18 protein-coding genes are annotated in these 21,808 nt (G+C 65.8%); 9 read left to right on the plus strand and 9 right to left on the minus strand.

Annotated elements, in window-relative coordinates:
• Nucleotides 1-90: 90 nt before the first annotated feature.
• Both ACLBYD_RS15900 and ACLBYD_RS15905 read left to right on the plus strand, forming a co-directional pair.
• Entirely contained in the window at nt 91-1,590 is a 1,500-nt protein-coding gene (locus tag ACLBYD_RS15900) for an aldehyde dehydrogenase family protein (RefSeq protein ID WP_447817213.1), read from the plus strand.
• A gap of 36 nt (nt 1,591-1,626) precedes the next feature.
• Complete coding sequence (locus ACLBYD_RS15905; RefSeq protein WP_447817214.1) at nt 1,627-2,739, plus strand: NDMA-dependent alcohol dehydrogenase; 1,113 nt, start codon at nt 1,627-1,629, stop codon at nt 2,737-2,739.
• A 142-nt stretch (nt 2,740-2,881) separates the two neighbouring features.
• Here the strand turns inward: ACLBYD_RS15905 and ACLBYD_RS15910 are convergent, their stop codons facing one another.
• The gene (locus tag ACLBYD_RS15910) at nt 2,882-3,589 is read right to left on the minus strand and encodes a siderophore-interacting protein (protein ID WP_447817215.1); all 708 of its coding nucleotides are present in this window, start codon (nt 3,587-3,589) and stop codon (nt 2,882-2,884) included.
• 474 nt (nt 3,590-4,063) lie between these two features.
• Here ACLBYD_RS15910 and ACLBYD_RS15915 point away from each other — a divergent pair, with 474 nt between their 5' ends.
• The 4 genes from ACLBYD_RS15915 to ACLBYD_RS15930 are packed head-to-tail and all read left to right on the plus strand — an operon-like array spanning nt 4,064 to nt 7,689.
• Nucleotides 4,064-5,074 carry an ABC transporter substrate-binding protein gene (locus ACLBYD_RS15915; protein ID WP_447817216.1) on the plus strand — a complete coding sequence of 337 codons (1,011 nt, stop codon included), beginning with the start codon at nt 4,064-4,066 and terminating at the stop codon, nt 5,072-5,074.
• On the plus strand, nt 5,071-6,186 hold the full coding sequence (locus tag ACLBYD_RS15920; RefSeq protein ID WP_447817217.1) for a FecCD family ABC transporter permease: 1,116 nt from the start codon (nt 5,071-5,073) through the stop codon (nt 6,184-6,186). Before ACLBYD_RS15915 ends, ACLBYD_RS15920 begins: the two co-directional genes overlap by 4 nt.
• Nucleotides 6,183-6,962, plus strand: coding sequence for an ABC transporter ATP-binding protein (locus ACLBYD_RS15925; protein WP_085470708.1), 780 nt, complete (start codon nt 6,183-6,185; stop codon nt 6,960-6,962). Before ACLBYD_RS15920 ends, ACLBYD_RS15925 begins: the two co-directional genes overlap by 4 nt.
• Entirely contained in the window at nt 6,955-7,689 is a 735-nt protein-coding gene (locus tag ACLBYD_RS15930; protein ID WP_447817218.1) for a (2Fe-2S)-binding protein, read from the plus strand. The genes ACLBYD_RS15925 and ACLBYD_RS15930 overlap by 8 nt, the downstream gene beginning before the upstream one ends.
• A gap of 50 nt (nt 7,690-7,739) precedes the next feature.
• Here ACLBYD_RS15930 and ACLBYD_RS15935 read toward each other — a convergent pair whose 3' ends face one another.
• From ACLBYD_RS15935 to ACLBYD_RS15970, 8 genes are all read right to left on the minus strand, one after another.
• Nucleotides 7,740-8,558 carry a sugar phosphate isomerase/epimerase family protein gene (locus ACLBYD_RS15935; RefSeq protein WP_447817219.1) on the minus strand — a complete coding sequence of 273 codons (819 nt, stop codon included), beginning with the start codon at nt 8,556-8,558 and terminating at the stop codon, nt 7,740-7,742.
• The gene (locus tag ACLBYD_RS15940; protein WP_447817220.1) at nt 8,555-10,279 is read right to left on the minus strand and encodes an FAD-dependent oxidoreductase; all 1,725 of its coding nucleotides are present in this window, start codon (nt 10,277-10,279) and stop codon (nt 8,555-8,557) included. The genes ACLBYD_RS15935 and ACLBYD_RS15940 overlap by 4 nt, the downstream gene beginning before the upstream one ends.
• Entirely contained in the window at nt 10,276-11,367 is a 1,092-nt protein-coding gene (locus ACLBYD_RS15945) for a Gfo/Idh/MocA family protein (RefSeq protein ID WP_447817221.1), read from the minus strand. Before ACLBYD_RS15945 ends, ACLBYD_RS15940 begins: the two co-directional genes overlap by 4 nt.
• Nucleotides 11,367-12,206, minus strand: coding sequence for an aldo/keto reductase (locus tag ACLBYD_RS15950; RefSeq protein ID WP_447817222.1), 840 nt, complete (start codon nt 12,204-12,206; stop codon nt 11,367-11,369). The genes ACLBYD_RS15945 and ACLBYD_RS15950 overlap by 1 nt, the downstream gene beginning before the upstream one ends.
• Nucleotides 12,203-14,152 (minus strand): oxidoreductase, encoded by a 1,950-nt coding sequence (locus ACLBYD_RS15955; protein ID WP_447817223.1) that lies wholly within the window; start codon nt 14,150-14,152, stop codon nt 12,203-12,205. The genes ACLBYD_RS15950 and ACLBYD_RS15955 overlap by 4 nt, the downstream gene beginning before the upstream one ends.
• A complete protein-coding gene (locus ACLBYD_RS15960) occupies nt 14,149-15,081 on the minus strand; it encodes a shikimate dehydrogenase (protein WP_447817235.1) in 933 nt (310 codons plus the stop codon). The genes ACLBYD_RS15955 and ACLBYD_RS15960 overlap by 4 nt, the downstream gene beginning before the upstream one ends.
• A gap of 59 nt (nt 15,082-15,140) precedes the next feature.
• Entirely contained in the window at nt 15,141-16,505 is a 1,365-nt protein-coding gene (locus tag ACLBYD_RS15965; protein ID WP_447817224.1) for an MFS transporter, read from the minus strand.
• Nucleotides 16,506-16,644: 139 nt separating this feature from the next.
• Nucleotides 16,645-17,544, minus strand: a complete 900-nt coding sequence (locus ACLBYD_RS15970) for a LysR family transcriptional regulator (protein WP_271048009.1) — start codon at nt 17,542-17,544, stop codon at nt 16,645-16,647.
• Between the two features lie 132 nt (nt 17,545-17,676).
• Between ACLBYD_RS15970 and ACLBYD_RS15975 the strand changes: the two genes are divergently transcribed.
• The 3 genes from ACLBYD_RS15975 (at nt 17,677) to ACLBYD_RS15985 (ending at nt 21,111) form a co-directional block, all read left to right on the plus strand.
• Nucleotides 17,677-18,369 (plus strand): SDR family NAD(P)-dependent oxidoreductase, encoded by a 693-nt coding sequence (locus ACLBYD_RS15975; protein WP_447817225.1) that lies wholly within the window; start codon nt 17,677-17,679, stop codon nt 18,367-18,369.
• Nucleotides 18,370-18,870: 501 nt separating this feature from the next.
• Complete coding sequence (locus tag ACLBYD_RS15980; protein ID WP_447817236.1) at nt 18,871-20,202, plus strand: MFS transporter; 1,332 nt, start codon at nt 18,871-18,873, stop codon at nt 20,200-20,202.
• 222 nt (nt 20,203-20,424) lie between these two features.
• A complete protein-coding gene (locus tag ACLBYD_RS15985; protein ID WP_447817226.1) occupies nt 20,425-21,111 on the plus strand; it encodes a GntR family transcriptional regulator in 687 nt (228 codons plus the stop codon).
• Nucleotides 21,112-21,808: the final 697 nt, after the last annotated feature.

Consider the following 21,808-nt stretch of genomic DNA (forward strand, 5'->3'; position numbering starts at 1 on the left):
CTGTCCAATGCTTGAACAGTTCCGCCTCCTCTTCGGGACGCACGATGAATGTGTTCCACATCATATGCATCGTCCCTAGGAGGTTGTGGCATGACAGTCGTTGCCGAGCAGTCGGTTTCACCAAGAGTTCGTGATTTTCTCGCCGGTACCAAACTGCTGTACATCGACGGCCGGTTCGTCGATGCAGCATCCGGCCGCACGTTCGTCACCTACGATCCCGCCACCGGCGAGCGCCTCACCGACGTGGCCCACGGTGAAGCCACCGACATCGACCGCGCCGTCCGAGCCGCACGCCGCGCATTCGACGAGGGACCGTGGGCCTCGATGAAGCCGAACGAACGTGAGCGTCTCATCTGGCGGGTCGGCGATCTACTCACCGAGCGCGCTGCCGATTTCGGCCAGCTCGAAGCTCTCGACAACGGCAAATCCGCCGCGGTCGCATCGGCTGTCGATACCGCTTGGGCAGCCGACGTCTTCCGGTACTACGCCGGCTGTGCCACCAAGATCGAGGGCAGTACGGTCAACGTCTCCATGCCGTTCGCGCCGGGTGGTCAGTTCCACGCTTACACGCTGAGGGAGCCGGTCGGAGTCTGCGGGCTGATCGTACCGTGGAACTTTCCCCTGCTGATGGCGTCGTGGAAGCTCGCACCCGCTCTCGCAGCCGGCAACACGGTGATCCTCAAGCCTGCCGAGCAGACACCACTGACTGCACTACTGCTCGCCGAGATCTTCGAGGAGGCCGGGTTCCCATCCGGCGTGGTCAATGTGGTACCCGGCTTCGGTGACGCAGGGGCCGCGCTCTCGGCGCACGTCGACGTCGACAAAATCGCCTTCACGGGCTCCACCGAGGTCGGAAAGAAGATCGTCGACGCGGCCAGAGGCAACCTCAAGAAAGTCACCCTCGAACTCGGCGGCAAGAGCCCGAATATCGTATTCGCCGACGCCGATTTCGATGCAGCCGTGCAAGGCTCACTCAACGCATGGTTGTTCAACCACGGCCAGTGTTGCGTCGCCGGTACACGCCTGTATGTCGAGAACAGCATCTTCGAACGTTTCACCGAGGCAGTCGCCGACGCCGCGAGCAAAGTCAAGATCGGCCCGGGGCTCGACCCTACGACCGAGCTCGGTCCGCTCGTGTCGCAGGAACAACTCGACCGAGTCACCGGCTATCTGCGCGACGGGCTGGCGGACGGCGCGCGGGCCCTGACAGGTGGTCGGCGCTGGGGCGAGACCGGGTACTTCGTCGAGCCGACCGTGTTGGTCGACGTGAAGCCGGAGTTCAGTGTCGTGCGGGAGGAGATCTTCGGGCCGGTTGTCGCCGCGATGCCGTTCGACGCCGATGACGGCATCGTCACCGCCGCCAACAGCTCGATCTACGGACTGGCTGCCGGCATCTGGACCCGTGACATCTCGAAGGCACACCGCACCGCGCGTCTTCTGAAGGCCGGATCGGTGTGGATCAACCAGTACAACGGCTTCGATACGGCCATGCCGTTCGGTGGCTACAAGCAGTCCGGCTGGGGTCGCGAACTCGGCGGTGCCGCCATCGACCTCTATACCCAGACCAAAGCCGTCAACGTCGCGCTCTGACATCCCCCGCACCCCGTACTCATCAGGAGAGAACATATGAAGACCAAAGCTGCTGTTCTACTCGAGGCCGGAAAGCCGTTCGAGATCATGGAACTCGATCTGGACGGCCCCGGGCCCGGCGAGGTACTCATCAAGTACACCGCGGCGGGACTGTGCCATTCCGACCTGCACCTGACCGACGGCGATCTCCCGCCGCGCTATCCCATCGTCGGCGGCCATGAGGGCTCGGGCATCATCGAGGAAGTCGGACCCGGTGTCACGAAGGTCAAGCCCGGCGATCACGTGGTGTGCAGTTTCATCCCCAACTGCGGGACCTGCCGTTACTGCGCCACCGGCCGGCAGAACCTGTGCGACATGGGAGCCACGATCCTGGAAGGATCGATGCCCGATGGAAGTTTCAGATTCCGTTCCGGTGAGCTGGAATTCGGTGCCATGTGCATGCTCGGGACATTTTCCGAGCGGGCCACGATATCTCAGCACTCGGTTGTCAGGGTGGACGACTGGCTGCCTCTCGAGACCGCGGTTCTCGTCGGCTGCGGCGTCCCCTCGGGATGGGGGACCGCTGTGTACGCCGGCGGTGTCCGGGCCGGTGACATCGTCGTCGTGTACGGCATCGGCGGTCTCGGTATCAACGCGGTGCAGGGTGCGGTGCAAGCCGGGGCACGGTACGTGGTCGTGGTCGATCCACTCCCCTTCAAGCGGGAAACCGCGCTGAAGTTCGGGGCCACACACGCCTTCGCCACTGCAGAGGAAGCCGCGGCGAAAGTGAACGAATTGAGCTGGGGCCAAGGCGCAGACCAGGCGCTGATCCTGGTAGGTACGGTCGAAGAAGAGGTGGTCGCGGCTGCGACCGCCGTGATCGGTAAGGGCGGTACCGTCGTTATCACCGGCTTGGCCGATCCGACCAAACTGACCGTGCACGTGTCCGGCGCCGATCTGACGCTGAACGAGAAGACGATCAAGGGGACGCTGTTCGGGTCGGCCAACCCGCAATACGACATCGTCCGACTGCTGCGTATGTACGACCAGGGCGAGTTGAAGCTCGACGAACTCGTCACGACACGCTATTCACTCGAGGAAGTCAACAAGGGGTACGAGGACCTGCGCGCCGGTAAGAACATTCGCGGCGTCATCGTGCACGAGCAGTAGCGGACCTGCCCCCGCAAGCACGTGCGGGATCCCCTGCCCTGGCACGCCGGTGATCACACTGGCGGGGCCGGGGCGGAGGTGCCTTCCCGGCAACCGTCCTCATCTCGCACGATGACGGGAGTTGGGCTATCGTCGCGGCCGACTACTTCCAGTACGCCTGATACTTCACGGCCGTCTTAGTCAGCCCGTGAGCGTGCCTGAGGGTCCTGACGATCGAGCGCGTGGTGTGGCCGTCACAGGCCACCCAGGCAAAGGCATCGCCCGGGCAGGTCATCTCCTGCGCCGCTTCGCACAGCAGTCTGCCGTCGTCCACCCGCTGCAACCAGGTGACCTGGTGGTGAGGCTTGCTGCGCACCGGCAGGTGTCGGTCCGACTCGTACTGCCACTCCAACCACACCCGCGCAGAAGTGTCACCGATGGCATCGAGCAGGGTGTTGATGGCGGGCAGCGAGGCGGTGTCACCGAAGACCACATACTCACTGAAAGCGGCCTCCGGCAGGGCGAAGTTCGAGCCGAGCACCGTTGCGTCGATCATGTCGCCGACCGCCGCGCGTTCGGCCCACCGGCAGGCCGGACCGCCGTGCAGGGCGAATTCGATGAAGAACCGGTCGCCGGGCGGGTCCTGGTCGACCAGTGTGTAGCCCCGGTGGTGCAGCTTGTCGCTGCGTTCGTCGGGGATCCAGAGCCTGATCCATTGAGTCGGGTGCACCGGGTGATCGGCGAGCAGTCCGCCACCGGTGAAGCCGAGACGGATGTACTTGTCGGATACGTATTCGCTGGAGGTGACAGTGAGTCGATAGTCGCGGCCACCCCAGGCTTTGACCATGACTCCGTTCAGACCCTTACCCATGCGAGTTAGGATAGCCTAACGGAATATGATTTGTTCCGTTCACGGGAAACCCCGTCCGAGAACGACGATGCATCCTGGGTCGATTCGGGCCTTCACCGATGTCGTTGTCGAAGAGACGGGGCCGGACCGGAAGGCGACACCACCATGATGCATCGCCAGCCGCAGGTCGAATTCCGGTGCCGCCGACATGCAGCGCGAGCCCAGCGGGTGGCCCACCCGAGCCGACAACGTGCATAATGACGCGAACGTTGCTGACACCCAGAGCAGGGGAAGTCCGGTCGAAACCCGGCGCTGACCCGCAACGGTAGACCGCCGATCCCGGCGGTGAGCCCGAATACCTGCCTGAAGGTCCGCGACTCCGATACATCGCCGTGGTCTGCGAGACGGAGTCCAGCAGGGCAGTTCGTGCACCCCTCGGTGCCTGCTGCCGTGGTGGGTCCGGCTCCGGATCACCCGAGCAGAGCACGAGGTCCCATGCTCGTCCACGCCTCTTCAGCCCGCCGCATCATCGCGCTCGCCTCCATCGCATCCGCAGCGCTGCTGTCGGGAGGATGCTCCCGCGGTACGACCTCGGCAGAGGCCGAGGCCGCCGAATCGTTCACCGAACCGGTGACCATCACCAACTGCGAGCGCACCGCCACCTTCGACACTCCCCCGCAGCGCATCATCTCGATGAACGACCACGTCACCGAAACATTGATTCAGATGGGTGTGAGCGACCGCATCGTCGGTATGGGCTACGGCGAACAACCCGACCCACTGCCCGAGACTGCAGAACAGTTCCGCGCTATCCCGTCGCTCGCGAAGGAGTATCCGACCTCCGAACAGGTCCTCGATCTCGAACCCGATCTGATCATCGGTGGCATGCGCAGCGCATTCGACGACAAGAACGGTTTCGGACGTGACAGCCTCGAAGCCGCCGGGATCGCCACCTTCTTGTTCTCCGAATACTGCGGCCAGGGCTTCCCTGACATCGGTCTGCTCGAAAACGACTTCGCGCAACTCGGCGCAATCCTCGGCGTCGAGGAGTCGGCCGCAGCACTGACCGAACGGATCGTCGCCGGCCTCGGCGCGATCGGTGAACGCCTCGACGCCGCCGGGGTACAACCGATCCGAACATTCTTCTACGATTCCGGCGAAGCGGAGCCCCTGTCCGTCGGCGGGGTCGGGATCGGCAACCTGATCGGCGAATATGCAGGCGTCGAGAACATCACCGCCGAGGGCCCCAAGCCCTACTTCGCGACCAGCTGGGAAGTCGTCGGTGAACGCCAGCCCGAGGCAATCGTGGTCCTCGACTACGGATCCACCAGCGCTGCGGACAAGATTGCATTCCTGAAAAACCATCCCGTCATGGCGACCACCCCGGCAGTACGCAACGATCGTTTCGTCGTCGTCCCGCTCGATGACTTCTTCGAAAGCTCCCGCATGGTCGCCTCCGCCGAGACCATCGCCCGAACGCTTCATCCGGAAGCGTTCGCCGAATGAGCACGGTCACAGAGACCCCTTCACTCACGCCGTCACCCACAGGTAACGATCCGAGAAGAAGCGATCGTCGCAGATCGCTCGGAACGGTACTGACGCTGCTCACGCTCGCTCTCGCACTCGCTGTCGCCACGGCCGTGTCCCTGGGCACGATCACCATCCCGCTCGGCGACGTATGGGCCATCGTGGCCTACCGGATCTCACCTGTTCCCCTCGACGCCATCTGGGGTGATCGATGGTGGAGCGCGACCCGCGAAGCGATCGTGTTCGAATCCCGCCTGCCCCGTGCCTTGACTGCTGCGGTCGTGGGCGCCGCTCTTGCCGTCGCCGGCGCCGTCGCACAAGCCGTGACCCGCAATCCCCTCGCCGACCCGTACCTTCTCGGGGTGTCCTCGGGTGCCGGATTCGGAGTCGCCACCGTGACGGTCCTCGGGTTCGGCGCCGGCACCCTCGGGATCTTCACCCTGCCGTTCGCTGCGTTCGCCGGAGCCTTGCTCCCCCTCGCCGCGACGATCGTGGTGAGCCTCCGCGCGCATTCGGTGACAGCGATCGTTCTCGTCGGGGTCGCATTGTCGATGGTGTTCTCCTCCCTCGTCACCTTCGTACTGCTGGTGCTTGGTGACGTGCACCAACTCGGCACCGTGATGCAGTGGCTCGCTGGTGGTTTCGGCGACGCCAACTGGAGATCACTCATCGCGCCGACCCTGGTGCTCATCGTGACCGGAACCGCGATCATGCTGTGCAGCCGGCGGCTCAACCTGCTCCTCGCCGGGGACGACGGAGCCACCGCACTCGGGATGAACGTCCCACGTTTCCGGGTCCTGATCCTGCTTGCCGTGTCACTCCTGGCCGCCGCAGCCGTCGCGGTATCAGGCACGATCGGATTCGTGGGCCTGCTCGTTCCTCATCTGGCCGCCTATCTCGTCGGCCGCAACGCCGCACGTCTCGTCCCGACCGCGGGCCTTCTCGGTGCAGTCGCTCTCGTACTCGCCGACATCCTGGCGCGGTCGCTGAGCAACACAACCGAACTGCCGATCGGCGTCATCACCGGACTGGTCGGAGGACCGATCTTCATCGCCATGTTGTGGCGACGATACAGTCAGGACAGCCGTTGACCCGGCTACGTGCCTTCGGAGTGCAGGCCCGACTCGGGGAACGCACGGTCCTTCACGGTGCCGATCTCGACGTCGCACCCGGCGAGGTGCTCGCTTTGGTCGGCCCGAACGGCAGCGGCAAGACCACCCTGCTGCGTACCTGCTACCGCGCCCTGACAGTGACCGAAGGCGCGATCATGCTCGACGACAAAAACATTCATACCCTGCGCCGCCGTCGAGTGGCACGCATCATCGGGGTGAGCACACAAGAACCAGCTGCCTTCGGTGGTGTGACCGTCCGGGAATCCGTTCGACTGGGTCGTTCCGCCCGACGCGGATGGCTCGAACCCTTCCGCACCGAGGACGATGACGCGGTAGCCCGCGCACTCACCCAGGTCTCTCTCACTTCGCAGGCAGACCGTGACGTCACCGAGTTGTCGGGCGGTGAACGTCAGCGCGTATCGATAGCCCGTGCACTCGCCCAGGAACCACAGGTACTTCTCCTCGACGAACCGACCAATCACCTCGATCTACGTCACCAGCTCGGCATGCTCGAACTCCTCCGTACCCTCGCCGCCGACGGCCTCGCTGTGCTCGTCACCTTGCACGACCTACGCCTCGCGGCCGAGTACTGCGACCGAATCGCGGTACTCGACGCCGGACGGGTAGTCGATGCCGGCACACCCGAGCACGTCCTCACCCCCGACCTGCTCGAGACCGTCTTCGGTGTGCGCGGACGCATACGGACCGTCGGCGGCCGGCGGGTCCTCGATCTGTACGGACTCGTCGATGGCTGACACCGGTCTCGATTCGCAATCCCGCGACGGGGCGTACAGGCGCATCAGGCCTGTTCTCGGCGACTTCGCCCGCACCATCGATCTGTTCGGTGAGACGTTCTCCGGGGAACGGATGGCCGATCACGACTGGCTCGCCGAACGCCTCGCCGACACGGGCAGCCGATGGGGGTGCAGCGACCCGCGTATCAACGGCACCTTGTGGTGGTATTCGGCGAGTTCGACGATGGTCGCCGCGTCCGTCACCATGCTGTGCGCCGAGGGCATCGCCCCCGATCCCCAGCTGCAACAACTCGAGTGCACCCTGCACGACAACGGGTATCTCGGTGCCGTCCGATCCCGGCGGATTCTGCACGACACCGCTGTCTATGCAGAGGCGCTGGCCACCTCGTACGGGTCGGTGATCGATTCTCTCGCTGCGGTTTCCGGTGCGGCACCTCGTGCCCTGTGGGCAGTCGCCACCGACTCCGTTGCCAATCGTGCCCTTACCGCGGGCCACGCTCTGGGTAGAGTCGACGACGCGTGCACACTTGCTGCCACACTTGCGGTGCCGCCGATGCTCTCACCGAGATTCGTCGACATCGAAACCGAGTCCCGCACGGAGCGCTTCGTCCGACGTGGGTCGTGTTGCTTGATCTACCTCACGGACAACGACAAATGCGCGAGTTGCCCGCGACGGGCACCGGCCGATCGCCACGTGCACCTTCTCCGCCGTCTCACCGACACCTGAATCTGCGGAGGGACCGGGCCTGGTTTATCCGTCCCTGGCAAGTACCCGGCTCACACGGTCAGTTTCGGCGTGATCATCCTTCTGGTAGCGCTGACGATCGTGTCGAGCCATGCGTCGTCCCCCATTCTCTGTCGCAGCGGCTCGTTGGGTAGTTCGATGCTCACCGGGAGACCATCCGGTAGCGTCGCCCAGATTCCTCGTAGGTCGATTCCCCCTGTTCCCGGGACGAGTCGTTCCTCACGGGCTTGCCTGATCAGTTCGCCGTCGTCGTTCGGAACAGGATCGGAGCCATCGCACATTTGCGCATAGTGCAGCCATTCTCGGGGGATCGCGGCGAGGTCCTCGACGGTCGTAGCCGAACGGTCCACATGCAGCGCATCGACAAGCACGCTGCGCGCCGGGCCGTCTGCCTGCGATACGATCTCGACAGCGGTCTTCGCGTCGGGAACCGCTGTCCACGGCATGAATTCGAGACTCGCGACGATCCCGTAGTGCCCGCACAGCTCGGCAAGCCGGGCGTAGGAGTCGGTCAGCCGGGCCCGGTCCCGGTCGTCGCCGCCGACGAGGACGGCTTTCGCGCCGAGCCGCGCCCCGGCCTCGAGCAGCGGCACGTAATGGCCAGGATCGAAATCGGCTCCGATCCGGATGATTTCGAGGTCGAACACCTCGATGGGGGAATCCGCCAGTCGGCGCACGAGTTCGTCGAGCACGGTGGGATCCTCGTGCAGTGGGTAGGCGGGGGTGCCCGGCGCGGCCGGCAGCAGCCGCAGGCCGATGGTGTCGAATCCGTGGCGTTCGGCGAGGTCGATGTGCTCCAGCGGCGGGGTGTCCAGCACGGTGAGGGCGGCGAGTCCGAGTGGTGCAGTCATCGGGAGGCTCCTGTGGTCGAGGCAAATCGGCGGCCGGTGAGATAGCCGAAAGTCATGGCGGGGCCGAGGTTGATACCACCGGAGGGGTAGTGACCGCCCATCACGCTTGCTTGGTCCACTCCTACGGCGTAGAGGCCGTCGATGGGTTCGTCGCCGGAGTCCAGAACGCGGGACTGCGAGTCGGTGACGAGTCCGGCGAACGTACCGAAGCTGCCGGGTACCACTCTCACGGCATAGAACGGCCCCTTCTCGAGCGGGGCCAGCGACGGATTGGGCCACGGGTTGTCGGCGTCACCCGACCGGATGTTGAACGGGGTCGATCCGCGCCCGAATTCCGGATCCCGCCCTAACCGCGCGTTCTCGTTGAAGACGGCGACGGTCTTGTCGAGCCCGTCCGGGTCGACACCGATCTTCTCGGCGAGTTCCTTGACCGTGGCCGCGCGAGTGAGGTATCCCGAACGCAGGTACGGCCAAGTAGGGATCGGGAACGGCTTGGCCATCCCGAGGGGGTAGTACTTCATGTAGCGGGCGTCGGCGATCAGCCACGAGCAGACCTCCTCACCCTCGGGGACCTGCTCGATCATGGCGAGCGTGTAGTCGTGGTAACCGAGTGCTTCGTTGACGAATCGGTGCCCGTTCGCCAACACACCGATGGCGCCGGGTTTCGCGCGGTCCATGATGTGCGGGAAGACCCCCTGCTTGCCGTTGCGGTATCGGACCAGGGAGACGGGACAGTACGCCACCGGCGAAGCAAGTGTGCGGTCCAGCCGGCCGCCCACCGACTCGCCCAGCGAGATCCCGTCACCGGTGGTGGTCGACGGAGTAAGGGTCCAGTGCTCGCGCCCGGTGGGTGTACGCGGGAACAGCTCTCGGCGCCGATCGAGGTCGTGCGTGAATCCACCGGTGGCGAGGACGACACCCTGACGGGCGACGACGGTGTACTTCCCTTCGGGTCCTGTGAGGCGTACGCCGGTCACCCGGCCGTCGTCGGTGACGAGTGCGGTGGCTGCGGTGGACACCCGGAACTCGACACCGGCGTCGAGCGCCGAGCGCAGCAGGCGACCGACGAGTGCAGTGCCGTTGACGAGTTGCTGGCCTCGACGTTTGGTAGCGAGGTCGAGCATGTGGGTGCTGACGCGGCGCGCGCAGTGCGCGAACGCCTTCGCCGAACGCGTCGAATGCAGGAAGGCCTGCAGGTCAGGACCGGCCATGATTCCCATGCCGAGGAACGACGTCTCGTACAGCTGACGGCGCAGCAGTTTCGCCACGTCGGGACCGAGTGTGCGCAGGCTCACCGGCTTCGGTCCGACGGACCGGTGTCCGGTGCCCGCGCCGGGAGTGTCCCCGTGAATGTCGGCGATGGCCGCGCCTGGCACGAACTGCAGCGCGGTCTTCGTCTCGAAGAACTCCACCATCTCCGGAGCGCCGTCGAGCAGGGCGTCGACCTTCCGTGCGTCGAAATTCTCGCCGAGCCGGTTCTCCAGGTAGGTGCGCGGCAGGGAACGGTCCTCGACCACGCCGTCCGCGTGGGCGAACAGGGTACGGGGGGTCCACATCCAGCCGCCGGACCATGCGGTGGCTCCGCCGCACACTTGGGCCTTCTCGACGACCAGGACCGAAGCGCCGCCGTGAGCGGCAGCGACCGCGGTGGACAGGCCGCCCGCGCCGGAACCGACGACGACGACGTCGAACGTGGAAGTGAGTGTTGTGGGGGTGATCATCGGTTCACTTTCATGGCGGGATGTGCGGTGGCCTGCAGGTCGACGACGCGTCCGGTGCGGGACGACTCGTAGATGCCTGCGACGATCGCGAGGGAGGCACGGGCATCACGCCCGGTGACGGCGGGCTCACGCCCGGTGAGGACGGCGTCGGCGAAGTCCTGCACCTGGAGGGTGTGGAAGTCGGTGAGACCGGCATTGACGTCGGCGACGTCCAGGTTGGCGTGGACGTCGGGCGAGAACGGAGTGCCGAGCGTGAGTTGTCCCGGAACCGTCCAGATCTCGTTGACGCCTTCACGGCCCTCGGGGAACTCGAGGACGCTGGCGATCGCGCCGGTGCCGCCTATGACGGTGACCCGGTTGCCGAGGTTGTAGTTCGCGCCGGTGGTCGCGGTGATCGTCGCGGTCGCCCCGGAGGCGAACGCGACGACGGCCGACGCACTGTCCTCGGTCTCGATGTGCGCGCCGTGGGTATGGGTGCGGATGTGGCCGCTCACCGAGGCCGGCTCACCCATGAACCACTGCAGCATGTCGATCTGGTGTACGGCCTGGGTCATCAGCACGCCCCCGCCATCGGTGTCCCACCGTCCGCGCCAGGCGTCCGCGGAGTAGTACTCGGACGGGCGGTGCAGGATCACCGACACCTCGCCGAGGGTCGGTGTGCCGAGCGTGCCGTTGGCGATCGCCTCGCGGATCCGGCGGGCGGCGGGCCAGAAGCGGCGCTGGAACAGCACCCCGAACGTGATGCCCGCCCGGTCGGCAGCCTCGATCATCCGGTCGGCCGCGGCGATGTCCACGGCGATCGGCTTCTCGCACAATACGTGGACGCCGGCCTCGGCAGCGGTGACGACGACCTGTTCGTGCACCGGGTGCGGCGTGCAGACGGTGCATGCGTCGATTCCGAGGGCGATCAGTTCGTCGACCGTGCGGACCGCATTCGCGATCCCGTACCCGGCGGCGAAGACCCGGGCCCGATCGAGGTCGAGGTCGGAGCAGCCGACCACCTCGACGCCGGGTACCTGTTGCAGGGCCCGCGCATGGTTGCCCGCGATCTTGCCGCAGCCGACGATGCCGACTCTCAGGGATGCCATCAGAAGTGCTCCTCCGCTTCGACGTCGCGGGCCGCATCCTCCCCGCGATCCAGCCTGTCGAGTGCCGCGAGGTCCGTGTCGGTCAACGTGATGTCCACGGCCGCCAGGTTCTCGACCTGGCGAACGGGATTCGCGGACCGGGCCACCGGCACCACGCCCGCCGCGAGGTGCCAGGCCAGAACGACCTGAGCAGCGGTCGCCCCGATCCGGGCGGCGATCTCGGTGACCACGGGAGAGCCCAGCACGTCACCGCGGCCGAGCGGACTCCACGACTGCGTGAGCACCCCGTGCGCGTCGTTCGCCTTCCGGACCGAGATCCGAGCCAGCGACGGATCCATCTGGACCTGGTTGACTGCCGGCGCTTCTCCGGTGTCCGCGACCGCCCGGTCGAGGTGATGACCGAGGAAGTTGGAGACGCCTACGTAGCGGACCAGACCCGCGTCGCGACACGCCAGCATTGCCTCGAAGGTCGCCGAATACCGGTCGATCCGGGGCAGCGGCCAGTGGATCAGATACAGGTCGAGACGGTCGAGTCCGAGGTTCTCCAGGCTCCGCTCCAGCGCACCGCGCACGTTGCCGGACACCTGATCGTTGCCGCGGATCTTTGTGGTGACGAAGAGTTCGTCGCGGGGCAGGCCGGATTCGGCCAGCGCCACACCGACGGCGTCTTCGTTCCCGTAGATGGATGCGGTGTCGATCAGTCGGTAGCCGGCCTCGATACCACTGAGCACGGACTTCGTCGCCTCCGCCCCTACCAGTGGCCAGGTGCCCAGACCCATGGGCGGCAGCGCCGCGCGTACGGCGTCGCGGTGCGTCACTGTGGTGGTGTCGGTGGTCATGCGAGAACCTCCACGCGGGTGTCTGCAGCTGCGGTGATGCGGGAAGCGACGTCGGCGGCAGTGACGTTGGCAGCGTGGATGGATCCGCCGTCGCCACTCGCGTCACCCACGCTGTGGACACCGAGTCGGGGTGCGAGTCCGCGCAGGGCGGTGAGCAGGTCGGTGCGGGGTTCGATGCCCTGGGAGACGAGGAGGTCACCCGGCGCGGGCACCGTGTGCACCTCGCCGTTCGTGGAAACCTCCACGTAGTCCTTCTCGATGCGTGTGACAATCGACGACAGGTAGGCGGTGAAGTTCTCGGCCGCAGCCAGCCGGGGCAGGAGCACGATCTTGGCGCGGCGGCCGACGTCGTGGGCGATCGTCTCCTGCGGCCCGATCATCACGACCTTGGTACCCTTCTGCACCAGGTCGTCGGCGACGGCCGCAGCTTCGCGGTCGGCGCCGAAGATGGTGACCGCGACAGGCGCCGGTTCACCGGCGGCGAGGAACTCGCGGACGTCGCGTACGCGACGAGTGTCCAGGCCGGGCACATCCAGCGCGGGACCGCTGCCGCCGGTCGCAAGGACGATCGCGTCGAAATCCTCGGCCGCCAGGGTCTGCGCGTCGACCCGGATGCCGATGTGGCACACCACGTCCAGGTCGGCGAGCTCGGCGACATACCAATCAATGATGCGGCGGTACTCGGGGTATTCGTGCAGATCCGAGGCCAGCGCGAAATCCCCACCGAGCGTGTCGCGTTCGTCATAGAGGTCGACGTGGTGGCCGGCAGCGGCAAGTTCACGTGCCACCGACAGACCGGACGGTCCGCCGCCGATCACCGCGACTCGGACCGGCGTCGCGGCGGGTTCGGTGGGCTGGTCGAGTTCGCGGCCGACCCAGGGGTTGACCGAGCACGGGACGGGCCCGGCTGCCAGACTGTCGATGCAGTAGTTACAGGCGATGCACGGTCGATATCGGGTGCCGGCGAGCGCCCGGTTCGGGAACTCCGGGTCCGCGTGCAGGGTGCGGGCCATGCTCACGAAATCGGCCTGACCGGAGGCGATGATGTGTTCTGCGGCCTCGGGCGTGTTGATGCGACCGGCGACGCCGACAGGGATGTCGAAGTCGCGTGTGTAGGGTGCAGCGTAGGGCGCCAGGAGTCCCTGGGACCATTCGCCCGGCTGGATGATCCATTGGCCCGCTTCGTAGTTGCCCGCCGACACGTCGAGGAAGTCGAGTCGATGGGTGTCGATCGCGTCGATGCGGTCGCGGGTGGTGGCTGCGTCGAGGCCACCGTCGACACCTTCGAACGCGGAGAACCGTAGTCCCAGCGCCACGCCGGGAGCCATGGCACGCACGATGTCGATGACGTGGTTGACGAACAAGGTGGGTTCGGCCCACTTGTCGTTGCGCTTGTTGTAGGCGGGCGAGAGGAACTGGTGGATGAGATAGCCGTGTCCGCCGTGCAGCGAGATCACATCGACGCCGGCCTGTTCGCACCGCGCGGCGGCCTCACCGAAGCATTCGATGATGTGCTCGATGTCGGCGTCGTCGAGTTGTTCGGGCATCTCGCCACCGACCACCGCGCACGGGATCGGCGACGGTGCGACGGGTACGAATCCGCTGACCGCTCCTTGTGCGGTGCGGCCGCCGTGATTGAGTTCGACACCGACGAGCGCGCCGTGGGCGTGCAGGGTCTCGACCATCCGCGCGATCCCGGGGATGCGGTCGTCCTCGTCGACGCCCATCTGCCGGATGCGTCCCTTGCCGTCGGCACGCACGTAGCTGGCCTCGGTGAACACCAGTGCCGCTCCCCCTGCGGCACGGCGTTCGAGGTAGGCGATGTATTCGTCGGTCATGCTGCCGTCAGGAGCGCAGTAGTTGCGTTCCATCGGCGCTGAGACGAAGCGGTTGCGGAGCCGGACCGAGCCGAGGTCGAGCGGTTGCGCGAAGGCGGGGATGGTCATCGGATCTCCTCGGTCGTCGGGGGTGCGGCCGGACCGGCGACGGTTGCGGCAGCGAGCTCCCGTTGCTCGATCAGTTCGTCGAGGTGGCGGCGCATGCGGCTCGCGTCCGGGGTGACTCCGGTGAGCAATGCGAACGTGTCGGCGGCCTGCGCCACGAGCATTTGACCACCGTCGAGTACGTCACATCCGAGTTCTATTGCAGTGGTGAGGAGTTCGGTGCACAGGGGTCGGTAGACGATATCGGCGACCCAGTGATCACAGCGCAGAGCGGCGGTGTCGAAGGGCGTTCCGAGGTGTCCGGTCATGCCGATCGGTGTCGCATTCACCACCCCGCGGCACATCCGCAACGTCGCGGCGACGTCCGAGGCTGCGACCGGCACGATCGACGCGGCGGGGAACGCCGCTGCAACGCGGACACACACATCGGCGGCGCGGGTAGGGTCGACATCCGAGATCCTCAACTCGCGCACGCCCGCCGCGGCGAGCGCGTACGCCACGGCGGAGCCGGCGCCACCCGCCCCCACGAGCAGCACCGAGTCCAGTGCGACACCGGGAAGCCCGCGCTGCAGTGCTGCGAGAAACCCGCTGTGGTCGGTGTTGTGGCCGATCAACCGGCCGTCACGGACGACGACGGTGTTGACGGCACCGAGCATCCGAGCGTTGTCGGACAGTTCGTCGAGCACCGGGATGACAAGTTGCTTGCACGGATGGGTGATGTTCAATCCCGTGTAGCCCTTGCGCACAGCGGCGCGGACGAACTGGGCGATGTCCTCGACCGGCACGAATTGTGTGTCGAGGTCGAGCAGGTCGTAGCGATATCCGGTGAGGCCCAGTTCCGCGGCTTCACGTTCGTGGAGTGCGGGTGAAAGCGATGAGGCGATACCGGCACCGACGAGACCGATGCGGTGCGCAGCAATGGTGGACACGATGTGCTCCTCCGTGAGGTGTGCCTCGGTGCCCGGATCGAGCACCGAGGCGGATCGAACGGTCAGGCGTCGGCGCGGACGAAGTTCTCGGTCGGCCCTGTCCGTACCGAACGGCGCGGTTCGCCGAGTTCCTCGGTGGGTGTCCGGTACGTCTCGGGTCCTGTCTGCGCCGCGACTGCGGACAGTGCCGCAAAAGCCATGCACATGATCGCGACGGGCATCCAGTTGGCGGTGTCGCCGGCCGAAAGCAACTGGGCGATCGCAGGAGTGAACCCGGCGACGAGCAGACCGAGCATGAGACTCACGGCCATGCCGGTGTACCGGACCTTGGCGGGGAACTGCTCAGGGAAGTAGGCGGGGTATATGCCGTTGGGCATCGAGTAGAAGAAGCCGATGAGGACGATTCCGCTGGCGAACACCATCGGCACGCTGCCGGTTCCGATCGCGTAGAAGAACGCGAAGACCATGACACCGGAGCCGAGAGCGCCGAACACGAAGACCGGCTTGCGGCCGATGCGGTCGGCGAGGATGCCGAAGAGCGGCGTGGTGAGCACCGCGACGAAGTTGGCCGCGGCGATCGCCCACAGCATCGTGGAACGTTCCATGTCCTGGACCTCGACTGCGTAAGCAAGGGCAAAGACGTTGACGATGGTGTTGATCATCGCGAAGGTGGCACTCAGGCCGATGCGGATCACCGTGCGCCAGTGGGAACGGAACATTTCCACCACAGGCAGCGACGCGGTCTCACCGCTGTCCTGCATCTCCTCGAACACCTCGGGCTCGTCGAGTTTGCGGCGCAACCACACAGCGACCACGGTCACGAGAATGCTGAGCCAGAACGGCACTCGCCAGCCCCACGAGTAGAGCGCATCGTCGGGAAGCGAGGCGACCGGGATGAACACCAAGCTCGAGATGACGATGCCGAACATGATGCCGCTCATCGTGAACGAGGTGAAGAACGCGCGACGCCGCGCCGGAGCATGTTCGAGGGTGAGCGACGACGACCCTGGGGATTCGCCACCGGCCGACAGGCCCTGCAGCAGCCGAAGCAGCACCAGGATTACCGGTGCGGCCATGCCGATCTGATCGTAGGTGGGCAGACAGCCGATGATGAATGTCGAGACGCCCATCATGAGGAGACAGGCGAGCAAGGCGTTCCGTCGGCCGAATTTGTCGCCCCAATGCCCCCACAGCACCGCGCCGAGCGGGCGGGCCACATAGGCGACGCCGAGCGTGCTGATCGACAGCAGGGTCGCGGTGGCTCCCCCGCCGGGGAAGAAGATGTGGCCGAAGACCAGTGCCGCAGCAGAGCCGTAGATGAAGAAGTCGTAGTACTCGAGGGTGCTGCCGAGAAACCCGGAGACGGCTGCCCGGCGGGCGTTGGCGTTCCGGTGCCCGTCCGGGCGTGCAACGTGACTGTTCGTCATGGGGGTCCTTTCGTCCCAGAATCCGACGAACACGGAGGCGACCGGTACGAGACGGCCCTCACACTCGCCGGGACGAATCGAGGTTGTCACGCCGAACTATGTGCCGTCCAACACCAATAATGTCTTTCAAAAAGACGATCTACGTCTCAATCGGGGTGGGGAGGATTTCCTCGGCGAGTTCGAGCGCCACCTGCAGAGCCGGCGACACCCGCTTGGCAGACCACCCCAGACCGTGCTGCATGTAGACCGGCTCACCCGCCAGCGGCACGAACACCGTGCCGGGCGGGGCGATCGGCGCGATTCCGGAGGTCATCAGGGCAACCCCGACACCGGTCGAGACGAGCAGCAGGATCATGTACGGATCGGTGATCTCCTGCACCACCCGCGGACGAAATCCGGCATCGACGCACGCCTTCATCGCAACTTCCTGCAACGATGAACCGGCCGACAGTGGCGTGGTGACGAACCCTTCGTCCGCCAGTTCGTGCAACTCGATCTCGTCGCGGTTCGCCAACAGATGATCAGCCGGAAGCACCACGCCGAACGGCTCACGGCGAATCAAACGAGTCGCTACCGCAGAGGACTGCACCGGCAACCCGACGAACGCAAGGTCGAGCGCCCCACTTTCCAGCTGGGCCACAGCATCACGGGTCATGATGCGGCCGACGAGAGTGAGTTCGATATCGGGGTAGCGCTGTCTCAATGCGCGGGTCAGCGGTGGCAACGACAGATGGTTGAGCACACCGGTGAACCCGATCTTGATATGCCCGTAGACCCCACCAGCGGACGCCCGAGCAGCCTGTCGTGCCGTTTCGACGCTTTCGAGGATGTGATACGCGTGAGGGAGAAAGGCGTGTCCGCCTGCAGTCAGTGCCACGCTTCGCGTATTACGCTCGAAGAGCGTCACTTCCAGGTCTTTCTCGAGCTTTCGCACGGTCTGGCTCAGTGGGGATTGCGCCATCTGCAGACGCTGGGCCGCGCGCCCGAAGTGCAACTCTTCCGCCACCGCCACGAACGCCTGCAACCAGCGGATCTCCACGACTCGTCTCCTTCCGCGGGTTGACGTGCGCCCCGCAGCCGTATATCAATTTCAATCACAGTATGACCAAAATTAAGCTGTTTTTACACATAATGTGTGCTCGATTCCCACACAATCCACGAGGAGAAGCCGATGATCACCTACCCCGAGGGCGCCCGAGCACTCGTCACCGGCGGCGCCAGTGGCATAGGGGCCGCGTGCGCAAAAATACTGTCCGAGACAGGCATTCGTGTCATCACCGCCGACCTGTCTCCCGACGCGGACGAGCACGTCGACGTCGGCGACGCCGAATCCGTCGCGCAACTTCGAGCCCGAGTCGGCCATGTCGACATCCTCGTCAACAGCGCAGGAATCGTCGGCCCGTCGACACCGGTGACCCTCACCGAACTTGCAGACTGGCACCGCACCTTCCGCGTCAACGTGGACGGCACCTTCCTCATATGCCGCGCCTTCGTCCCCAGCATGGTCGACACCGGGTGGGGACGCATCGTGAACCTTGCCAGCATCGCAGCCAAGGACGGCAACCCCAATCAAAGCGCCTACTCTGCATCGAAAGCAGCCGTGATCGCGCTGACCAAATCGCTCGGCAAAGAACTCGCCACGACAGGCGTCCTCGCCAACGTCGTAGCACCCGCCGCCGTCGAAAGCCCGATGAACACCGGCACCGACCCGGCAATCCTCGCCCGCTCCCAAAGTCTGACCCCGATGGGACGTATGGGCCGACCCGAGGAGATCGCCGAACTCGTCGCCTGGTTGTCGTCGAACGCTCTGAGCTTTTCTACCGGTGCCGTGTACGACGCAAGCGGTGGGCGCGCATCGTACTGACGCCCTGCCTCACATCCCGGATCGAAGAGTCCCGCCGGGTATCCGCTCCCGTCGCGGATCGATGGTCAGCGCATTCACCAGCGAGGCAATATCGGTGAACACCTCGATCAGGTCGTCGGACTTGCTTGCAGCACCGTGGTGCGCAGTCGGGACTGGGGGACCCAGTCCACGACCGGCCTCTCCTGCGTATCTGCCGCGGTCCAGCCGAGTGAGATCAACGCGCTCCGGGCGTGCGGATCGAGTTGTGGCTCCGCCGGTGATCTCCGTGACCACCGCACCTGCGGCCGCCGACGGCACTACTCGACAGCCGCCGCGATCGCCGGAACAGGAGTCGCCCTTGCCTTCTTGTATCCAAGATGTATTCTAGTTTGGATCGAGGAACGCGGGCTCCATCACACACCGAACGGCACGAGGACCGACCTCCGTGCGCCCCAGCACGTTATTCCGGCAACCATGCCGCCTCAGCGGGCCGGCCGAACCCGAAAGGACCGTGCAGTGCCGATGCCTCCACACGCGGTGACGCAGGCCAAGCTGATCACCGCACAGTTGTTCTCCGGAGCCGGAATCGCATCCGGCTACGCCGTCGGCGGGTTGCTTGCCGAACAGATCACGGGGCGGACCGCGATGGCCGGATTCGCACAGATGAGCGTAATCCTCGGCGCCGGGCTGATCGCCTACCCGTTGGCGGCCCTCGCAGCACGCACCGGACGACGCAGAGCCCTGACCCTCGGGTTCGGGATCGGCACGCTCGGCGCCTCGGTGGTGCTCGTGGCCGTGGCGACAGAGCTCCTGCCACTGTTCATGCTGGGAATGATGCTGTGCGGATCGGCGACTGCGGCTGGTCTGCAGGCCCGGTACGCCGCTGTCGACGTGGCCGGTCCCACGGCCACCGGGCGGGCGATGTCCCTGGTGGTCTGGGCAACGACCATCGGTTCCGTGCTGGGTCCGAACTTCACCGGCCCCGGCGCACATCTGGGCGAAGCACTCGGAATGCATCCGCTGGCGGGCCCCTACCTGATCTCGATGGCCGCTTTCGCCCTCGCAGCTCTGGTCGCATCGACCCTGGCAAGCGCGCCCCATGCAAGCACCACACAGTCGAACCGGACCGCCAGGGACAACGACGGAGCCGATGACCGCGCTGCAGTCAGCGACACGACCATCGATACCCCGGCACCGCTCGGCCTCATGGCGGCACTGCGTTTCGTTGCGGCGCGGCCGGTTCCGCTGTTTGGGGTCGTCACGATCGTCACCGGTCAGATGATGATGACGAACGTAATGGTGATGACACCGGTGCACATGCATCATCAGCAATTCGACCTCGGAGCCATCGGCCTCGTGGTGAGTATCCATATTGCCGGAATGTACGCGCTCTCACCGATCTTCGGATGGATGTCCGACCGCTGGGGACCGGGAACCGTGATCGCAGCCGGGGTCGTCGTCTTCGTCGCGACGATCGCACTCGGCGTCGTCGACGCCCTGGCTCCGGTGTCATCGATGCCACTACTGACCACCGCGTTGCTGCTTCTCGGAGTGGGGTGGTCGATGTTCCTCATCGGCGGCTCGGCGTTGCTGACCGCCTCGGTGCCGCCGCATGCGAAGGTCACGCTGCAGGGCGCCTCCGACTCCGCGATGAACCTGGGCGGGGCACTGATGGCGGCCATGGCCGGCACGGTGTTGGCGATGGGCGGATTCCTGTGGATCAACCTCATGGCTACCGCAGTTCTGCTCATTACTCTGGCGTTCGCCGTCAGAGCGGTGCCGCTCATGACATGGCCCGGCAGAGCAACACCACCCGCCACCGGCGAACACCTCCTCGAGCGGGTACAGCAGTGAACCGTCTTCTCCACCCATCGGCAACCGCCCCGCCTGGGCGAGGAAGCGGAACCGGAAGATCAACACGCACATGATCTGCGCTGCCACACGGACCTCCCGGGCGCGGCGACAGTCGAATCCGTTGCCAGCACATGCACCGCCGAGCCGGACGCTTCCGATCGCTACGCTCGACAGTCCCAGATGAATCCACCTCGGATTCGAGTCGAGGACGAGGAGACCACGATGACCGCCGGCCCGAGCGAGAGCCTCAGCGCCTCCGAGCGTGCCTATCAGGTGATCCGCGATCGCATCCTCGACGGCACCCACGCCCCCGGCACCATGCTCGGCGAAAACACTCTTGCAGCCGATCTGGGAGTCAGCCGTACACCCGTGCGTGTCGCACTTGCGCGTCTTCAGGACGAGGGATGGATCGCCATCTACCCCAAACGTGGCGCCTTGGTGCAAGGAGTGAGCGAACGGACCGTCGCCGAACTCGCCGATGCCCGGTTCGTCCTCGAGACGACGGCGGTGGACCGAGCCTCCGGCGAACTGCGCCAGCGCCTGGCCGAACGCCTCGAACACTCCCTCGACGAGCAACGCGCCGCCTTCGCCGACAAGGACGTTCGTCGATTTATCGACCTCACACTCCGGTTCCACCGCGGGTTCGTGGAGGCAGGAGGCAACAGCGTCCTGCTCGAGCTCTACGACCAGCTTTCCGACCGGCACCGGTTCGTGCTCTTCGCCTCGGGTGAGCACTTGCTCACGCGCTGCGCCGACATCATCGCCGAGCACGCCACCCTCGTCGACCATCTCCGGGCAGGCAACGCGGCCGAGTTCGCACGAACCCTACGCGGTCACATTGCGGAAAACGCCCCGGCTGCAGCGGTCGGCCGAGACATGGTCGAGTTCACCCCCGCCATCCGCAAGTAAGACCACGGGAAGCCGCAGCTCGAAGCAACTCCCAGGTGCGGTCTGAGCCCACTTCCTTCTCCCGGCGACCGGAGCACCGAACGTCCCGTATATCCCACGCCTACCCGGCTCCTTCGCCGGTCCGGTCCTGCACATCGCCCGCTGGAACCACGACCTCGACCTGCCGAGCGCCCGCGTCGGCGTCATCGGCACCGGCGCGAGTGCCGGCCAACTCGTCCCCGCCCTCATCGACCACGCCTGGCGGACCACGGTGTTCGACGCACCCCCACCGGTGTCATGCCCCGAGCGCGTACCCGAGTGCCGCCCTACCGCGCACGCCGGACCGTCGAATACTGGCGCAACGAGGTACTCCTCCCCCACCCTGATCCGCTCGACACGTCGCCGCGCCGCCCTCGAGGCGCGGCCTTGCGTCACCTACACGCCCGGATACCCGACCCCCGTCCTGCGCCGAGCGCTGACGCCCTCGTACCGAATCGGCTGCACACGCATCATCTCCTCCGACACGTTCTATCCCGCCCTGTGCCATCCCACCACCACCCTTGTTACTTCCCCCATCACAGAACTCGCAGCAGACACCGTCCGCACCGCAGACGGCCGCCGGCACGAGATCGACGTGCTCGTCCACGCCACTCGATTCCACGTTTCCGCCGCTTCGATGCGATTGCCCATCCCGGCCGACACGGGGTCAGCCTGCAGA

Source organism: Rhodococcus sp. C26F, from assembly GCF_053345925.1.

Excerpts from the sequence above, each read along its gene's own strand:
- ACLBYD_RS15935 (WP_447817219.1), bottom strand. The coding sequence starts at position 8,558 with ATGACTGCACCACTCGGACTCGCCGCCCTCACCGTGCTGGACACCCCG.
- ACLBYD_RS15940 (WP_447817220.1), bottom strand. The coding sequence starts at position 10,279 with ATGATCACCCCCACAACACTCACTTCCACGTTCGACGTCGTCGTCGTC.
- ACLBYD_RS15915 (WP_447817216.1), top strand. The coding sequence starts at position 4,064 with ATGCTCGTCCACGCCTCTTCAGCCCGCCGCATCATCGCGCTCGCCTCC.
- ACLBYD_RS15980 (WP_447817236.1), top strand. The coding sequence starts at position 18,871 with ATGCCTCCACACGCGGTGACGCAGGCCAAGCTGATCACCGCACAGTTG.
- ACLBYD_RS15945 (WP_447817221.1), bottom strand. The coding sequence starts at position 11,367 with ATGGCATCCCTGAGAGTCGGCATCGTCGGCTGCGGCAAGATCGCGGGC.
- ACLBYD_RS15985 (WP_447817226.1), top strand. The coding sequence starts at position 20,425 with ATGACCGCCGGCCCGAGCGAGAGCCTCAGCGCCTCCGAGCGTGCCTAT.
- ACLBYD_RS15920 (WP_447817217.1), top strand. The coding sequence starts at position 5,071 with ATGAGCACGGTCACAGAGACCCCTTCACTCACGCCGTCACCCACAGGT.
- ACLBYD_RS15965 (WP_447817224.1), bottom strand. The coding sequence starts at position 16,505 with ATGACGAACAGTCACGTTGCACGCCCGGACGGGCACCGGAACGCCAAC.
- ACLBYD_RS15950 (WP_447817222.1), bottom strand. The coding sequence starts at position 12,206 with ATGACCACCGACACCACCACAGTGACGCACCGCGACGCCGTACGCGCG.
- ACLBYD_RS15930 (WP_447817218.1), top strand. The coding sequence starts at position 6,955 with ATGGCTGACACCGGTCTCGATTCGCAATCCCGCGACGGGGCGTACAGG.
- ACLBYD_RS15900 (WP_447817213.1), top strand. The coding sequence starts at position 91 with ATGACAGTCGTTGCCGAGCAGTCGGTTTCACCAAGAGTTCGTGATTTT.
- ACLBYD_RS15955 (WP_447817223.1), bottom strand. The coding sequence starts at position 14,152 with ATGACCATCCCCGCCTTCGCGCAACCGCTCGACCTCGGCTCGGTCCGG.
- ACLBYD_RS15910 (WP_447817215.1), bottom strand. The coding sequence starts at position 3,589 with ATGGGTAAGGGTCTGAACGGAGTCATGGTCAAAGCCTGGGGTGGCCGC.
- ACLBYD_RS15905 (WP_447817214.1), top strand. The coding sequence starts at position 1,627 with ATGAAGACCAAAGCTGCTGTTCTACTCGAGGCCGGAAAGCCGTTCGAG.
- ACLBYD_RS15975 (WP_447817225.1), top strand. The coding sequence starts at position 17,677 with ATGATCACCTACCCCGAGGGCGCCCGAGCACTCGTCACCGGCGGCGCC.